We start from the raw sequence: 15,074 nt of genomic DNA on the forward strand, positions 1-15,074 counted from the left end.
TCAGCCGAGCCCCAGATGGCTCTTCAGGCTTGGTACCGAGCCGAGCACCTCGTTGGTCAAATCGGGGCCGGCGGCGGCCTCGGCCTGCTGGATCAAAGTCTCGCCAGCCTTCTGGATCTGTGTCATGTCGAGGCCGGAGGCCTTGAGCGCGGCGAGGCCGTTGACCAGCGCGCCCGCCTTTTCGCCGAGAACGCCGCCAATCGCGCCCTGCAGCGAAGACAGGAACCCGCCACCGCCGCCGGCCGGGGTGGCGGCCATGACGTCATATTTCCGCGCCAGCGCGTCGGCGCCCGGAATCTTGGCGAAGAGCTGGGACGCGCTGGTGCCGTCCGCCTCGTGCTCAAGCACCGAGAAAATGGTGCCGACGACCTTTTCGGTCGTTGCCTGGTCGAGGCCCGCTTTCTGCGAAACGGTGCTCACGATATCCTGTACGTCCATGACTTTACCTCACCCTTGGGTTTTCGTGTTTGCCGGATGGCCCTGGCGGCTGCGAACCTTGACCATGGCTTCCGGCTCGCCGCGACAACGGCCGCTCGCATAGTCAGAACGGCGGCCACGACGACGACGGCCGTTGCCAGGATCGGCGAGGTCATGGTCAATGGCATTGTTCCTTTCGGATAGGTTTATCAAAGCCATGCCCGCGCCAAGGGGGCGGCCGGCCAGGCAGTTTCCCCCACTATTGTGGCGGCGACATCAAGATTTATCACCGATGACCAAAACGTGATGTTTGTTTGCCGCGTTCGTTAGGGAGCGGAAGCGGCCCCGTGCCGTGACTGGACGATGCGCGGCTCGCCCCTATGTTGGGGACGGCAACACCACAGTAGAGACAGCGAGATCGAGGAGCGCGCGCATGACAAAATCGGCCACCACGGACAGACCCGTCATCACCCAGGCGATGATCGACGCCTATGACGAATACACGCATCTGACGCTGGATCGCCGCCGCTTCATGGAGCAGTTGACCAGGCTTGCCGGATCGGGCGCGGCGGCTGCCGCGATCGCGCCGATGCTGGCGGCGAATTCCGCCCAGGCGGCAATCGTGGCCGAAAACGATGCCCGCGTGAAGGGCGAGGACATCACCTATGCCGGCAGCGGCGGCGAGATGAAAGGCTACCTAGTCAAACCGGCTAACCAGACCGGCAAGCTCGGTACCGTTATCGTCATCCATGAAAACAGGGGGCTAAATGCGCATATCCGCGACGTCGCCCGGCGCGTGGCGCTGGAGGGGTTCGTGGCGCTCGCGCCCGATTTCCTATCGCCGCTCGGCGGCACGCCCACCGATGAGGACAAGGCGCGCGACATGTTCACGAAACTCGACCCGGCGCGGACCGTGGCCAACGGCGTGGCGACGGTCGCCTTTCTCAAGGCCGACCAGGACGGCAACGGCAAGGTCGGCGCCATCGGCTTCTGCTGGGGCGGCGGGACGGCCAACATGCTGGCCGTCAACGCGCCGGATCTGGCCGCCAGCGTCGCCTATTACGGCATGCAGCCGAAGGCCGCCGACGTGTCGAAGATCAAGGCCGCATTGCTGCTGCATTATGCCGGGCTCGATGAGCGCACCAATGCCGGCATCGACGCCTTCAAGAAGGAACTCGACGCCGCGCATGTGGAATACACGATCTATGTCTACGAAGGCGCCAACCATGCCTTCAACAACGACACCTCGGCGGCGCGCTACGACAAGAAGGCGGCCGATCTCGCCTGGGGCAGGACGATCGCGTTCCTCAAGCAGAAGCTGGCATGACCACCGCCGTCACGCGGCCGGCGCCCAGACCATCTCGAAGGCCGGCGACAGGGTGAAGCCGGCCGGGCGCTCCGATGTCGGCGGCGGGCGCCGCACGCCTTCCTGCAGATAACGCAGGGCGGAGGTCAGCCCGCTCATCGTATAGGGCTTGGCGATGACGCCGATGGCGCCGGCAAAATGGTCGGGAATGCGCTTCGGGTTGGCGGTCATGAAGACGACCATCGAGTTCTTGTCGCCGATATATTCGGCGACGTCGATGCCGGTCGGTCCATCGGTGAGATGGATGTCGACAAAGGCGATGTCGGCCTGCGTGGTATCGACCATGTCCTTTGCTTCGGCCAGCGATGTTGCCCAGCCCACGACGCTGTGTCCAGCATCCTGGACCAGGGTCTCCAACTCCATGGCCAGCAGCGCCTCGTCCTCGACGATCAGGACCTTGAGTGGTTCAATCATGACTGGTTTCCTTTTGGCTGGGGGCCGTTCGGCATCGAGATGACGACGCGGGTGCCGGGACCGGCATCGCGCCATTCGATTTCGGCACGCAACTGGCGGGCGAGCGATTTGATCAGCCGCATGCCGAACGAGGCGTCGCCAGTGGCATCGGCCATGCCGACGCCGTCATCCGAGACCTCGATGTTCAAGTGGCCGTCGGGCTGGCTCATCTTGATGCCGATGCTGCCCGATCTCGTGCCGTCCGGCCTTTCCTTGAAGGCATGCTTCAGCGCGTTGGTGACCAGTTCGTTGACCATCAGCGCCACCGGCGTCGCCTTCTCGGCCGGAATCACGATGGGCTCGAGGTCGAGCGTCGGGTTGATTTCCGACCGTCCCGAAGCTGTCAGCAGGTCGGAGATGAGATCCCTGGCAAAGTCCGAGACATCGAACCTGCTGACATCCTTGGACTGATAGAGCCGGCGGTGCACGGTGCTGAGCGCCTCGATGCGCTCCAGCATCGTGCCTAGCGAACGTTTCAGATTCTCGTCGCTGACGGTGCGGCTCTGCATGAGGATAAGCGAGGAGATCATCTGCAGATTGTTCTTCACGCGATGGTCGACCTCATGCAGAAGCGTGGTCTGCGCCTCGAGGGCAGCCTCGAGCTCGGCGGTGCGCTCCTTCACAGCTTTCTCGAAACGATCCTTGTCCGCCGTGATGCGATGCTCCGAGCGCTTGCGGTCCGAAACATCGAGCTGTGAGGCAAAGAAGAATTGCAATTCGCCTTTGTCGTTGGATACCGGGCTGATGTAGAGCGCGTTCCAGAAGGTGGAGCCGTCCTTGCGATAGTTCAGGATATCGACGCTGAGATCGGTTTCGTTAGCGATCGCGGCGCGTATCTGTGCGATGGCTTCCTTGTCGCTCCTGGGTCCCTGCAGGAAGCGGCAGTTCTTGCCGACAACCTCATGACGCTCGTATCCCGTCAGGCGCAGGAAGGCGTCGTTCGCGAAGACGATCGGATTGTCCTGCCGGCGCGGATCGGTGATGATCATCGACATGCGCGTGGCACGGATGGCCGCCGCGAAGGGATCGCCCTTGCCTTGCTCGACATGAAGGTCGTCGGTCATGTGCCATGCGTCGGCCGGTTCCCTGGTCCGTTTCCAGTCCATAGCGTCACTCCAAGCCATTTTTCGTGGGAGACAACGGCCAGAAGTCAGATTTGGTTCAATCTTGAGCGCCTTGCCGCAGTTCGTCGCAGGCGGGAACCAACGGCGAATTTTCGCAACAGATTGGCAGGAAAGGATTTCCTGACGCTAGGGCGCAGGTGCTGGCTTGTGGAAGGCGACGCCGGCGACCACCAGTATGATGCCGAGGCAATCGATGGGGCTGGGAATCTGGCCCAGCACGACGACGCCGATCAGCGTGGCGGTGACCGGCAGCAGCGACAGCATCAGCGCGAAGCTCGCGCGCGGTAGCCGCGTCATGGCGAGCTGATCGCAGATGTAGGGGATGACGGATGAGCAGACGCCGACACCGACGGCGGCGACGAGCAGCGGCGGCGAGAAAAAGGCGGGCAGTGCGTCGCTGACGCCGATCGGAAGTACGACAACGAAGGCGATTGCCATGGCAGCGCCCAGGCCGGCGATGCCGCCGCCGGCGCGGGCGATACGGTGACCAAGCACGATGTAACCGACAAAGAGCGCGCCGTTGAGGAAGGCCCAGAACAGCCCGACCGGGTCGCTTGACCATTTGATGTCGATCAACAGCAAGGTGCCGGTGACGGCTACGGCAAGCGCGGCCAGATTGCGAGCGCTCCTGAGGCCGACCAGCGCAATGGCGATGGTGCCTACGAATTCAATTGCGGCCACCAGCGAGATCGGCAAGCGGTCAAGCGCCAGGTAGAACGAGCAGTTCATCACCGCCAGGCAAGCGCCGAAGGCAAGGAGCAGAAGCCGCGTCCGTGAGCCGCCGCGGGCGAAGGTTCGCCAGGGGCGGGTCAGCGGCGCGAAGATCAGTGCCGCCGTGGCGATGCGCAGCCACGCCATGCCGAGCACACCGACATGCGGGAAAAGCAGCACGGCGAAGGCCGGACCAAGATAGTGGAAGACCGCGCTGATCGCGAACCAGAGATGCGGCGGCAATCTTGTCGCCAGGCTGCCGGCAACAGCGCCGGCACGAGCGGGCCTGGCAATGTCGGGACCGGCAGCCGGGGCTCGCGTCTGGTCATTCATCGGATGAGTATCGCAGCCGATCTTTCCGGTTTATATGGATGATGAGCGCCATTTCAGGTCGTTTATGTTCCGGAAGCAAGGAGCTTTTCGTGAAACGCCTTCGAACCGAAAATGCCGACCTTGATGCGGCCGACATGAAGATACTACGCCTGCTGGAAGAGGACGCGCGCGTCAGTACGGCGGAGTTGGCGCGCTCGGTCGGCCTGTCGGCGCCGAGTGTGGCCGAGCGCATCAAGCGGCTGCAGGAGAACGGCGTGATCGAAGCCTATAGCGTCAAGATCAATCCCGCGGCCCTTGGCCTGAAACTGTCGGCATGGCTGCGCATCCGGCCGGTGCCGGGGCAGTTGGCTGTCGTGGCCGAGATCATCCGCGGCCTGCCGGAAATCGCACAATGCGACCGCGTGACCGGCGAGGACTGTTTCATCGCGCTGGCGCATGTCGGCTCGGTGGCCGAACTCGAACGGGTGATCGACCGCATCATCCCCCATGCGATGACGAACACGGCGATCATCCAGTCGTCGCCGGTGATCGCGCGCTCGCCGCTGGCGGCGATCAGGCGGCAGGCTTGATTCGTGAGATGTTGCTTGAAACGTCGCGCCGCCCCTCATCTGCCTGCCGGCATCAACATCGGCGCCGCTCCTGCAACGCCGATAATTGGCGAAATCGGTAACGGCAGCATCTTTCTCCGGTCCCTATACTAGGAGAAATGCCCGGCAGGGCAGTGATGAGCAGCACCAATCTACGGGAAGAATGCCGACGCCAGACGGCGATCGAAATCGCCCGCCCTAGGCGTGGCCTCGCTTCAGGCGGGCGCGTTTCAAGATGCTGCGCCAGCGGATCATGTCGAACGGGATCGGCTCGTTGTTGTTGGCGATGTGGAAGATCTCGTTGTCGACGTTCTTGAGCGAACGCCAGAAATCATAGTCTGATATGCGCGGATCGGCCGCCAGCCTGTCCACCTCGACCTTGATGTCGGTTTTCATGCACGTTCCTCGAACCGGCTTTGCCCCGCCGCCCGCATCCCAACTCGATGCGGATCGTTTTCGACCGCTCCGCTGAGTCGTTCAACGGCTCAAACGGCTTGTTCACGTTAAAACCTTGGTAAGGTTAACGTGGGCGCCAAACCGCTTCAAGCAACCGATGCGGAGGGATTTGAGGGGGCAGCTATTTTGGTTCGACAGTGTGGCTTTAAAGCCAGATCGATCGTCGCGTCTGACAAAGCGGCGGATTCGGCTCAGCCCTGTTTGCGCTTGATTGCGATCGAGCGGCCGGCGCGTTCGGGCATCGGCAGCACCGAATGGGCGGCGCGCATGGCCTCGATCCTGGCCAGCACATCGGCCGGGAAGGGCGCCACTTTCGGGCCAGACATATCGACATGCAATGACAGGGTCTCGGACGTGGCGGCAAGCCAGCCATCGACATGGCGGATTTCCTGGTAGGCCCGCAGCCGCTTCTCGTCATGGTCGATGAGCTGGAAGGAGACCGTGACCTTGTGGTCCAGGTGCAATTCCTGCACGTAGCAGACATGGACTTCGGCGGTGTAGATGGTCAGGCGCCGCTCCTTCACATAGTCCAGGCCCATGCCCATCGCCTCGAAGGCCTCGTCCGAGCAGCGGTCGAACAGGACGTTGTAATAGGCCATGTTGAGATGGCCATTATAGTCGATCCAGTCCTTCTCGATGTCCGTGGGCCTGGAGACGAAGGGGGCGGGGATGGACATCGAAACTTCCTTGTTCTGGTGCCGGACAGAGCGTAACCGGTGAGTGTCTTTCATTCTGACGCAATTCCCTGGGGAAAGCGCTATGCGCTTTTCCTGCAATTGCTTTAGGCATCCATAGCTGCATGACAAGCATGCATGCTGGTCCATTCGCGGAGGATTTCATGGCTCTGAGCGACCTCAATCCGGTCGAACGCAACGAGGAAGGCATCGCGGCGGTGCTCGGCATCCTCAAGCAAAGGCTGGGCGAGCGCTTGCAGACCGGGCAGGCCATCCGCTCGCAGCACGCGCATACGACGACTTACATTCCGACGCAGGCGCCCGACGGTGTCGCTTTCCCGGAGACGACGGCCGAGGTGCAGGAAATCGTGCGCGCCTGCGCGGCCCACCGCGTGCCGGTGATCGCGTTCGGCGTCGGTTCCTCGCTGGAAGGCCACACCAATGCGCCGGGTGGCGGCATTTCGGTCGATACGTCGCGGATGAACCGCATTCTTTCGGTCAATCCGCAGGATCTCGACTGCACGGTCGAGCCAGGCGTGACGCGCGAGGATCTCAACCGGCACCTGCGTGACACCGGCCTGTTCTTTCCGATCGACCCGGGCGCCAATGCCTCGCTCGGCGGCATGGCGGCGACGCGGGCGTCGGGCACCAATGCGGTGCGCTACGGGACGATGCGCGAGAACGTGCTGTCGCTGACCGCCGTGATGGCCGACGGCGAGACGGTTACGACCGGCAAGCGCGCGAAAAAAAGCTCGGCCGGCTATGATCTGACCCGGCTGCTCGTGGGCTCGGAAGGCACGCTCGGCATCATCACCGCGCTGACCCTCAAGCTGCAAGGCATTCCGCAGGCGATCTCGGGCGGCGTCTGCCCGTTTCCGAGCGTCGAGGCCGCCTGCAACGCGGTCATCGCGACGATCCAGATGGGCATCCCGGTGGCGCGCATCGAACTGGTCAACGCATTGCAGATGCGGGCGATGAAGACGTATTCCAAGCTCGACTATCCCGAGAGCCCGTGCCTGTTCGTCGAGTTCCACGGCAGCGACGCCGGCGTTGCCGAGCAGGCCGAGACCTTCGGCATGATCGCGGAGGAAAATGGCGGCGGGCCGTTCCTGTGGACCAGCGTCGCCGAGGAGCGGACCAAACTGTGGAAGGCCAGGCACGACGCCTATTGGGCGTCGCTGACCTTGCGGCCGGGCGCCAAGGGCCTGTCGACCGATGTCTGCGTGCCGATCTCGCGCTTTGCCGAATGCGTCATGGAAACCGAGGCCGACATCGCCGAAATGGGGCTGATCGCACCGATCGTCGGCCATGCCGGCGACGGCAATTTTCACGTGCTGGTGCTGATGGACGTCAACGATCCCAGGGAGATCGCGCTGTCGGAGAAGTTCGTTTCGCGTCTCAACATGCGGGCGATCGCCATGGAGGGCACCTGCACCGGCGAGCACGGCATCGGCCAGGGCAAGATCGGCTTCCTGCGCCATGAACTCGGCCATGGCGTCGACATCATGCGCACCATCAAACAGGCGCTCGATCCGCTTGATATCATGAACCCTGGCAAGATATTGCGTGATGCGGGCTAACAGCCGCCAGCCGCTTCTCTACCGTCCGGCGGTAAGCGTCTCCTACTTCGCCCGAACGAGCGTCTGCAGCATGGGGCGGGTGGGGGCGAAGAAGGTCGTGCCGGTCTGCGGCGTGGAGACATCGAGCAGCCGGTCGTAGGCGCCCGGAGGGTCGCCGACATACATGCGCTGCAGCATTTTCTCGGTGACCCAGAGATATCTGCTGTAGCCGATGAAGTAGGTTCCGAACTCGTTCTGCCCCGGCCTGCCGAACGGCATGTTGTCGCGCAATATGTCGAATTCGTTGCCGTCGGCATCCTCGATGGTGGCCAGCGACTTGTGCGATTTGCGCGGCGCGTCATCGTCATCGATTTCGATGTTGTCGATCTTGGTGCGGCCGATGATCGCTTCTTGCTCGGGCGTTGGAATGCGCGCCCAGGCCTGCATATCGTGCAGATATTTCTGGACGACGACATAGCTGCCGCCGGCAAAGTCGGCATCCTCGTCACCGACCAGCGCCGAGGCGGGCAGATCGAGGCCGGTCGGATTGGCGGTGCCGTCGACAAAACCGAGCAGGTCGCGGGCGTCAAAATAGCGAAAGCCCGTCACTTCGTCGACGACGCTCACACCCGGACCAAGCCTGTCGAGCAGGATGCGTTCGAATTCGAAGCACATGTCGGGGCGCTCGGCGCGGATGTGGAAGAGCAGGTCGCCCGGTGTCGAGGGGGCCGAATGGACCGCGCCCTTGATCGGTGCGAACGACTTCAGCTCCAGCGGCCGCCGGGCGGGGCTGAGCCGGTCCCAGAGATCGCGGCCGATACCGGCGATGCATGACAGGCGCCCGCCAAGGTCGCGGAATCCGACATTCTTGACCAGGTCGTCAAGTTCGCCGAGCACGGAACAAGCCCTGGCCAGGGCCGGCGCTTCGCCGGCGACGGTGACGACAAGGAAAATCGCCGACTGCGAAAGCGGGGCATCGATGCTCTGGGCATCGATCGGCACACGGTCCCAGTTCTTGCCCGACATCCTGAAATCTCCACTTTTCCCCGGATTTGTTTCAGATCGTCCGACCTGACGCAATACTGGGTGAATTGCCTCTTTATCGACACGCGGATGCGGGTAGAGTGCGGCAAGAATTTCAATCAACCTGTTCGGAGCTGATGCTCGCCCGCCTGTTCGTGATCTTCGGTGGCCTGTTCGTGCTGGTGCTGTGCGCGGCGCTGGTGGTGCCGTATTTTGTCGACTGGACCGGCTACCGCGCCGAGTTCGAGCGCGAGGCAAGCGCCATCCTCGGCCGCAAGGTGACCGTGCGGGGCGACGCCACGGCAAGGCTGTTGCCGTTTCCCTCGGTGACCTTTTCGAACGTCGCCGTCGCCGGTGGTCCCGGCGGCCAGCCGGCCATGACTGTCGAGACGTTTTCGATGGACGCCGAACTCGCACCCTTCCTGCGCGGGGAGGTGTTGATTTTCGACATGCGGCTGGTGCGACCGAAGGCGACCATCGACATTGCGGCCAATGGTACCGTCGACTGGGCGATGCGGCCTTCCTCGCCCTTCGACCCCGCCCAGATCTCGATCGAGAAGCTGACGGTGACGGAAGGGCAGATCGAACTGCGCCATGCCGCCGGCGGCCGCAGCCATATCTTTTCCGAGATCAACTCGACCATTTCGGCCAAGTCGCTGGCCGGTCCGTGGCACATGGACGGCACGTTGCTGCTGGACGGTTTGCGCACCACGGTCGCGGCCTCGACCGGCAAGGCCGAACCGTCCGGGCAGTTGCGGCTTCGGGTGAAAGCGGACCCCGATGCCTACCCGCTGGTCATCGAGACCGACGGCAACGCCGGTATCGTCAACGGTGCGGCCGTCTATTCCGGCCAGTTCAAGATTTCAGGCGCCGACAAGAATTCAGCCGAGTTGCGCGGCACGGATGGCGAGACGGTGAAGGTCAGCGCCGGCAAACCCGATCCGGGCTTTCGGCTGAACGGAAAGTTCTCGCTCGACCACCAGAAGCTTGGCGTCGACGAATTCCGTTTCGAGACCGGCCCGCTCGACAATCCCTACACCGCCGACGGCAAGGCCTCGGTCGATCTCGGACTGAAACCGAGCTTCGCCATAGAGGCCAATGGCGCACAGGTTCAGCTCGACGAGGCGGTGGGCGGCCAGGCGGGTGAGGGCCTGACCCTGGACCAGCGTATCGCCGGGCTCGAGCAGGCGCTGCTCGATCTGCCGAAGCCGACCATTCCCGGTACGGTCGAGGTCAAGCTGCCGGCGGTGGTGGCCGGCGACACCACGGTGCGCGACGTTCATCTTTCCGCCGAGCCGGTCGATGACGGTTGGTCGGTGAAATCGCTCGCCGCGACTTTGCCGGGCCGCACCAAGCTGGAAGCCGATGGCAAGGTCATGCTCAACGTGCAAGGCCATTTCGGCTTCACCGGCTCGTTGCTGCTGGCCGTGGCGCAACCTTCAGGTTTCGCGGCATGGCTGTCGAAGGATGTCGACGAGGCGATCCGCCGTCTGCCTGCCGCGGGCTTCAAGGCGAAGGTCGATCTCTCGGAAAACCATCAGTCCTTCAGCGATCTCGAATTGATCCTGGGCAAGGCGAAGTTTTCCGGCCGCATCGATTCCAGCCAGCCTGACGACGCAAAGCCCTCGGTGCTGATGCGGCTCGAGGGCGGTGAACTCGATGTCGACGGACTGGCGGCCTTCGCCTCGATCTTCGTCAGCGACAAGGGTGCCAACCGTTTTGCCAACAGCGACCTCGATTTCCAGATCAAGGCCGGTCCTGTCAGCGCCGGTGGCTTCACCGCGGATACGGTCGATACCGCGCTAAGGCTGCGGGACGGGCTGCTCGAAATCGACCGGCTGTCGGTCGGCGGACTGGCCGGCGCTTCGATCAGCGCCACCGGCCGGATCAAGGATTTTCCGGCGAGCCCGACCGGCAAGCTCAACGCCTCGGTGGTCGCCGTCGACCTGAAGCCACTGATCGATGTCGCCGCGCGGCATTATCCGGACAATGCGGTGCTGAAGGGGCTGGCAGGCCGCGCCGCCGCTTATCCCGATCTGTTCCAGGATGCGCGTGTCGACCTCGTGGCCAGCGCCGCCGACAATGGCGACGGCACCACGGGCCTTGCGGTGAGCGGGCAAGGCAAGGCCGGCGGCTCGGCCTTTTCGGCATCGCTGTCGGGGAAGGGCGAGGTGGACAAGCTTGCCGACGCGCCGGTGACACTGACTTTCAATGCCAGGAATCCGGACGCAACCGCCTTGCTGGCGCTTTACGGCCTGCCGGCGCTGCCGCTCGGCATGCTGGGCGAAGCAAGCACCGACATCCAGGCCAAGGGCACGTTTGGCGGCGGCCTGGCGACGAGCTTCAGCCTTGCCGGCAATGACTTCAAGGCCGGCTTCGAGGGGACGGTGGCCGATACGCCGCAAGGCCCGGTGGCCAAGGGCAGTGTCAACCTCGACGCCTCCGATATCGAACCCTGGCTGATGACGACGGGCATCGGCCTGCCCGGCATGGGCGCCGGCATGTCGACATCGCTGGCCGCGCAGGCCGATTACGGCAGCGGGCTGCTGGTGCTCTCCGGGCTCAGTGGCGCCATCAACGAGGCGGCCGTGTCCGGCGACATCAATCTCGATGTCAAGCAGGGGGGCGACGGCAAGGACGGCGTGCCGCATCTGGCCGGGGCGCTGGCGCTCGACGAACTCGACCTCGATCCCATGGCGGTGGCGCTGTTTGGCGATTCCGCTTTTCTCGTGGACAAGAACGGAGCCGGCAAAAACAACAAGGCCGACAGGGCCGGTGCGTGGCCGTCGGCGCCATTCAGCCAGAAGTCCAGCCTGCCGTTCACCGCCGATCTCGACCTGACCACGGCTTCGCTGGCCGCCGGCCCGTTCGCCGCCGCCTATGACGCGGCCTTCTCGCTCAAGCTCGACCAGGAGGCCATTCGCGTCGCCGATCTCAGGGCCAAATTCCTTGGCGGGGCGCTCTCGGGCCTGTTTGAGTTGAAGAACAATGATGGCACCGGCCTTCTTACCGGAGAGCTGAAACTGACGGGCGCCGATCTGCCTGATGTGTTGCCGGATGCGGGCATCGGCGGCAGCGGCGATTTCTCGACGACGCTGTCGACCAGCGGCAAGTCGGTCGACGCAATGGTCGCCGCTCTGTCAGGGTCCGGCACGGCGACGCTGAAGGGCTTGCGGATTGCCGGGGTCAATCCTGACGCGTTTGGTGCATTCCTCGCCAAGGCGGATGCGATCGGCCGCGATATCGATGCCGCCAAGACCGCCAGCTTCGCGCCTGCCATTGCCGCCGACGGCAGCTTCGCCGCCGGGGACGCCGAGGTCGCCTTCACGATTGCCGGCGGGACGCTCAGAGCGCCGCCGATCAGCCTTGAAAATCCGGCGGCGACCTTGTCGGCCGACATCATGGCGAACCTCAACACCAGCACGGTTTCGGCCAAGGGCGCGATCACCTACCGGCCTGGCGACGAAGCTCTGGTCGGCTCCGAACCGGCCGTGAATTTCACCGCCGAGGGGCCGTTCGGCGCCGTGAAACGACAATTCGACAGCGAGCCGCTGGCGCAGTTCCTGACCCAGCGTGCGCTGGAAAAAGAACAGCAACGCGTCGAGGCGATGCAGGCCGCGCTACTCGAAAAGCAGCGGCTGCGGCGCGAGGTGCGTTATTACGCGGCCCTTCAGGATGCCCGCGACAAGGCCGCTGAAGAACTGCGCCAGCAGGAGGAAGAGGCCGACGCCAAGGCGGAGGCGGAAGCCGCCGCTCAGGCCCAGGCCGAAGCGGATGCCAAGGCGAAGGCCGACGCGGAAGCAAAAGCCAAGGCCGACGCCGACGCGAAAGCCAGGGCCGATGCCGAGGCGAAGGCGGCGGCGGAACAGCAGGCCGCCGACGAAGCGGCCAAGGCACAGGCCGAGCAGGAGCGCCAAAAGGCGGAGGAGGCGATGCGCATTGCCTCCCAGGAAAAAGCCAGGCTCGAAGCCGAGCGCAAGGCGGCGCAACAGGCGCCCAAGGCCGAGCAGTCGCCCGCCAACGATAACCCTCCGGCCAAGCCGAAAGCCAATCCGTTCACGGTCGACAATCTGTTGAAGTCGCTGCAGTAGACTGCTGCGCCAGGCTTTCCGGCTGCTCACCCGACAAGCATCGTCTCAAAGAACAGGGTTTCGGCGCCGTCAGCGACGTATCTGGCGTGGCGGAAGTCGCGGATGGTGGCAAGTCTGCCGCCCTGCCAACCCAGCAGGATGAAGTATGTCGGCGCCGCCGCGAGGTCATTGGGATCGCGCACGAGGATTGCCGGACGGTCTTCGACGAAACCAGGCTGGAAATGCCAGTCCCGCACCCGGGAATAGTTGCCGAAATAGGTGGCCACCTCCCTGCGGCCGGTTAGCCTTGCCCTGGCCACCAGTTCCAGCCGCACTTCGTCGGCCAACATGTCTCGCACGGCGTCGAAATCGCGCGCGTTGAAGCGGTCGACATAGGCGTCGAGCAACAGGCGCTCCGTTGCGCTTAGCCTGGGAACGGGACGATCGTCCTGTTCGTTGGCGAGTTCACGCAACCGGCCGCGGCCTCGATGCAGCGCGGCCTTGATTGCGGGGATGCTGATGTCGAGCATGGTGCTGATCTCCCGCAGCGAATAGCCCAGAACATCCATCATGATGACGCTGCTTCGTTGCGCGACGGGAAGGCGCATGAAACTGTGCAATCCGGCCGCCGCGGCTTGCCGGTCGGCGATGGAATTTGCCGGGTCGGCGATCATGTCCGGCTCCTCGTCGGAGAAAGTCTTTTCACGGGCGCGGCGGCGCAGGAAATCGAGCGCCGCATTGTGGGCGATGCGAAACAGCCAGCCTTCGGGATTGGCGATCGGCCCGGCGCCGGCCAAGGCCTCGAATGCCTTGGTCAGCGCCTCCTGCAGGACGTCCTCGCCATCGATGACCGAGCCCGTCATGCGGGCGCAGTAACGATGCAGTTTGGGACGCAACTCGCCGAACAAGCGGTCGAAAGGCTCGCGGATTTCGCCCTGGCTGTTCATGTACCGGCCGTTCTTGACGTGGTTCTGTTCGGGCTATTCATCCAGCATCCGATAATGGCCCACCACTGTCATCACGTCGCGATGCGGAGGGTCGATGCAGCGATCGTTGATGCCATTCTGGAAGGCCTCGAAAGCGGCAAGCCCGGGGATGATGTCGGCATGCCCGTCGGTTTCGATCTCGACGAGATGGACGAACGTGCCGTCGCCGGAGCGCCAGGTCATGTAGCGAACACCTTCCGGCGATTTGCCGCGCAGTTCCTCGAACACAGCCTGGACCAGGCGCTCGTTCTCGTCGGCGCGGTCCGGCTTCGTCCTGTAGCGTATCAATTGGTGTTTCATCGCATCGGCTCCCTTGGCTGTCGCGTGTGCAAGACGCCGCGGCCAGGCCAAAGGATTCGGATTGCGAAAAAATAGTTCGGCATCCCCGCACGGACGCCGGGCATCAGCCTTGGCCCCCGTCGAGCAGACGCCGCAGCATGGGTTCTATGCGCGAGAGCTCGTCAAGATGCGCGGCAGACAGTTCCGCCAGGCAATCGTCGGCGCGTTCGGTCAGCCGCAGCAGCACGCGGCGATGGTCGTCCCTGTCCTGATCGCGGGTGACCAGTCCTGCCTCGCCAAGACGGTTGACCAGTTCGACGGCGCTGTGATGGCGAATGCGCAGGCGTTCCGCCAGGTCGCCTACCGTCACCGGCCCGCCGCCAGGATATCCCTTGATCGCCAGCAGCGCCTGGTGCTGGCGCGTGGTCAGGCCGGCATGTTCGGCCTGCACCTGGCTGAATTCCAGGAAGCGGCGGATCAGGTAGCGGAATTCGGACAGCCGCTGGTAGTCGGATTGCCTAATGGCGGGGCGTGATGTTTTGGGCGGCTGTGTCATGTCGGAGATGTCTTCGTTTTCCGGTGAAAGCTCAAATGAAATTTCGAACAGAACCAGCTTGAACAGATATGTCGTGTTACGATATATAGCCGACCGCAACCGGCTGGCTCCATCGATCGTGCCGCAGAATCAGACACCGCCGCCGTAAGGAAGCAAAGCCGCCATGAAGACCCACCACTCCAATCCCGGTCATCTCAGGGATTTCACCACGGATGTCCGAGTGCTGATCGTGGCCGCGATAGCGGTGGTGGTGGCAACCGCCGGGCTGTTTGCCGGTATCGTGCTGCTGAAGTTGATCCGGCTGGCCACCAACGTCGCCTATTTCGGCCAGTTCTCACTTGCCGAGTTGAAGCTCCAGGATACGCCGCTCGGGCTTGCTGCAATTTTCGTTCCGGTCATCGGGGCGCTGATCATCGGCCTGATGGCGCGCTATGGCAGCGAGAAGATCCGCGGCCACGGCATTCCCGAGGCCATCGAGGC

General features: G+C 63.7%; 14 protein-coding genes and 1 pseudogene. 5 read left to right on the forward strand and 10 right to left on the reverse strand.

Annotated elements, in window-relative coordinates; genetic code table 11:
* Positions 1-438, reverse strand: coding sequence for a hypothetical protein (locus LB556_RS28360; protein WP_224570880.1), 438 nt, complete (start codon positions 436-438; stop codon positions 1-3).
* 412 nt (positions 439-850) lie between these two features.
* Between LB556_RS28360 and LB556_RS28365 the strand changes: the two genes are divergently transcribed.
* On the forward strand, positions 851-1,744 hold the full coding sequence (locus tag LB556_RS28365; protein ID WP_224570881.1) for a dienelactone hydrolase family protein: 894 nt from the start codon (positions 851-853) through the stop codon (positions 1,742-1,744).
* A gap of 9 nt (positions 1,745-1,753) precedes the next feature.
* Here LB556_RS28365 and LB556_RS28370 read toward each other — a convergent pair whose 3' ends face one another.
* From LB556_RS28370 to LB556_RS28385, 3 genes are all read right to left on the reverse strand, one after another.
* On the reverse strand, positions 1,754-2,197 hold the full coding sequence (locus tag LB556_RS28370) for a response regulator (RefSeq protein WP_224570882.1): 444 nt from the start codon (positions 2,195-2,197) through the stop codon (positions 1,754-1,756).
* Positions 2,194-3,342, reverse strand: a complete 1,149-nt coding sequence (locus tag LB556_RS31940) for a sensor histidine kinase (RefSeq protein ID WP_318011332.1) — start codon at positions 3,340-3,342, stop codon at positions 2,194-2,196. Before LB556_RS31940 ends, LB556_RS28370 begins: the two co-directional genes overlap by 4 nt.
* Before the next feature lie 144 nt (positions 3,343-3,486).
* Positions 3,487-4,404, reverse strand: coding sequence for an EamA family transporter (locus LB556_RS28385; RefSeq protein WP_224570883.1), 918 nt, complete (start codon positions 4,402-4,404; stop codon positions 3,487-3,489).
* Positions 4,405-4,493: 89 nt separating this feature from the next.
* Between LB556_RS28385 and LB556_RS28390 the strand changes: the two genes are divergently transcribed.
* On the forward strand, positions 4,494-4,973 hold the full coding sequence (locus LB556_RS28390) for an Lrp/AsnC family transcriptional regulator (RefSeq protein WP_224570884.1): 480 nt from the start codon (positions 4,494-4,496) through the stop codon (positions 4,971-4,973).
* A gap of 216 nt (positions 4,974-5,189) precedes the next feature.
* Here LB556_RS28390 and LB556_RS28395 read toward each other — a convergent pair whose 3' ends face one another.
* Both LB556_RS28395 and LB556_RS28400 read right to left on the reverse strand, forming a co-directional pair.
* Entirely contained in the window at positions 5,190-5,387 is a 198-nt protein-coding gene (locus LB556_RS28395) for a hypothetical protein (RefSeq protein ID WP_015317249.1), read from the reverse strand.
* Positions 5,388-5,638: 251 nt separating this feature from the next.
* The gene (locus LB556_RS28400) at positions 5,639-6,124 is read right to left on the reverse strand and encodes a thioesterase family protein (protein ID WP_224570885.1); all 486 of its coding nucleotides are present in this window, start codon (positions 6,122-6,124) and stop codon (positions 5,639-5,641) included.
* Positions 6,125-6,285: 161 nt separating this feature from the next.
* Between LB556_RS28400 and LB556_RS28405 the strand changes: the two genes are divergently transcribed.
* Positions 6,286-7,701: an FAD-binding oxidoreductase gene (locus LB556_RS28405; protein ID WP_224570886.1), complete on the forward strand. Its 1,416-nt coding sequence runs from the start codon at positions 6,286-6,288 to the stop codon at positions 7,699-7,701.
* Between the two features lie 42 nt (positions 7,702-7,743).
* Here LB556_RS28405 and LB556_RS28410 read toward each other — a convergent pair whose 3' ends face one another.
* A complete protein-coding gene (locus tag LB556_RS28410) occupies positions 7,744-8,706 on the reverse strand; it encodes a Dyp-type peroxidase (protein WP_224570887.1) in 963 nt (320 codons plus the stop codon).
* A 134-nt stretch (positions 8,707-8,840) separates the two neighbouring features.
* On the opposite strand from LB556_RS28410, the gene LB556_RS28415 reads away from it, so the two are divergent.
* On the forward strand, positions 8,841-12,794 hold the full coding sequence (locus LB556_RS28415) for an AsmA family protein (RefSeq protein WP_224570888.1): 3,954 nt from the start codon (positions 8,841-8,843) through the stop codon (positions 12,792-12,794).
* A 26-nt stretch (positions 12,795-12,820) separates the two neighbouring features.
* Here LB556_RS28415 and LB556_RS28420 read toward each other — a convergent pair whose 3' ends face one another.
* The 3 genes from LB556_RS28420 to LB556_RS28430 all read right to left on the reverse strand — a co-directional run bounded on the left by LB556_RS28420 (position 12,821) and on the right by LB556_RS28430 (position 14,594).
* Positions 12,821-13,720, reverse strand: a complete 900-nt coding sequence (locus LB556_RS28420; RefSeq protein WP_224570889.1) for an RNA polymerase sigma factor — start codon at positions 13,718-13,720, stop codon at positions 12,821-12,823.
* Positions 13,721-13,753: 33 nt separating this feature from the next.
* On the reverse strand, positions 13,754-14,059 hold the full coding sequence (locus LB556_RS28425) for a hypothetical protein (RefSeq protein ID WP_224570890.1): 306 nt from the start codon (positions 14,057-14,059) through the stop codon (positions 13,754-13,756).
* Positions 14,060-14,162: 103 nt separating this feature from the next.
* Entirely contained in the window at positions 14,163-14,594 is a 432-nt protein-coding gene (locus tag LB556_RS28430; protein ID WP_224570891.1) for a MarR family winged helix-turn-helix transcriptional regulator, read from the reverse strand.
* 163 nt (positions 14,595-14,757) lie between these two features.
* On the opposite strand from LB556_RS28430, the pseudogene LB556_RS28435 reads away from it, so the two are divergent.
* Positions 14,758-15,074: pseudogene (locus tag LB556_RS28435) on the forward strand (chloride channel protein); the annotation flags it as partial.

The organism is Mesorhizobium sp. ES1-4 (assembly GCF_020164745.1).
Classification (GTDB): Bacteria; Pseudomonadota; Alphaproteobacteria; order Rhizobiales; family Rhizobiaceae; genus Mesorhizobium.

Coding starts and splice junctions, on each gene's coding strand:
- LB556_RS28360 (WP_224570880.1), bottom strand. CDS start 438: ATGGACGTACAGGATATCGTGAGCACCGTTTCGCAGAAAGCGGGCCTC.
- LB556_RS28365 (WP_224570881.1), top strand. CDS start 851: ATGACAAAATCGGCCACCACGGACAGACCCGTCATCACCCAGGCGATG.
- LB556_RS28370 (WP_224570882.1), bottom strand. CDS start 2,197: ATGATTGAACCACTCAAGGTCCTGATCGTCGAGGACGAGGCGCTGCTG.
- LB556_RS31940 (WP_318011332.1), bottom strand. CDS start 3,342: ATGGACTGGAAACGGACCAGGGAACCGGCCGACGCATGGCACATGACC.
- LB556_RS28385 (WP_224570883.1), bottom strand. CDS start 4,404: ATGAATGACCAGACGCGAGCCCCGGCTGCCGGTCCCGACATTGCCAGG.
- LB556_RS28395 (WP_015317249.1), bottom strand. CDS start 5,387: ATGAAAACCGACATCAAGGTCGAGGTGGACAGGCTGGCGGCCGATCCG.
- LB556_RS28400 (WP_224570885.1), bottom strand. CDS start 6,124: ATGTCCATCCCCGCCCCCTTCGTCTCCAGGCCCACGGACATCGAGAAG.
- LB556_RS28405 (WP_224570886.1), top strand. CDS start 6,286: ATGGCTCTGAGCGACCTCAATCCGGTCGAACGCAACGAGGAAGGCATC.
- LB556_RS28410 (WP_224570887.1), bottom strand. CDS start 8,706: ATGTCGGGCAAGAACTGGGACCGTGTGCCGATCGATGCCCAGAGCATC.
- LB556_RS28415 (WP_224570888.1), top strand. CDS start 8,841: ATGCTCGCCCGCCTGTTCGTGATCTTCGGTGGCCTGTTCGTGCTGGTG.
- LB556_RS28420 (WP_224570889.1), bottom strand. CDS start 13,720: ATGAACAGCCAGGGCGAAATCCGCGAGCCTTTCGACCGCTTGTTCGGC.
- LB556_RS28425 (WP_224570890.1), bottom strand. CDS start 14,059: ATGAAACACCAATTGATACGCTACAGGACGAAGCCGGACCGCGCCGAC.
- LB556_RS28430 (WP_224570891.1), bottom strand. CDS start 14,594: ATGACACAGCCGCCCAAAACATCACGCCCCGCCATTAGGCAATCCGAC.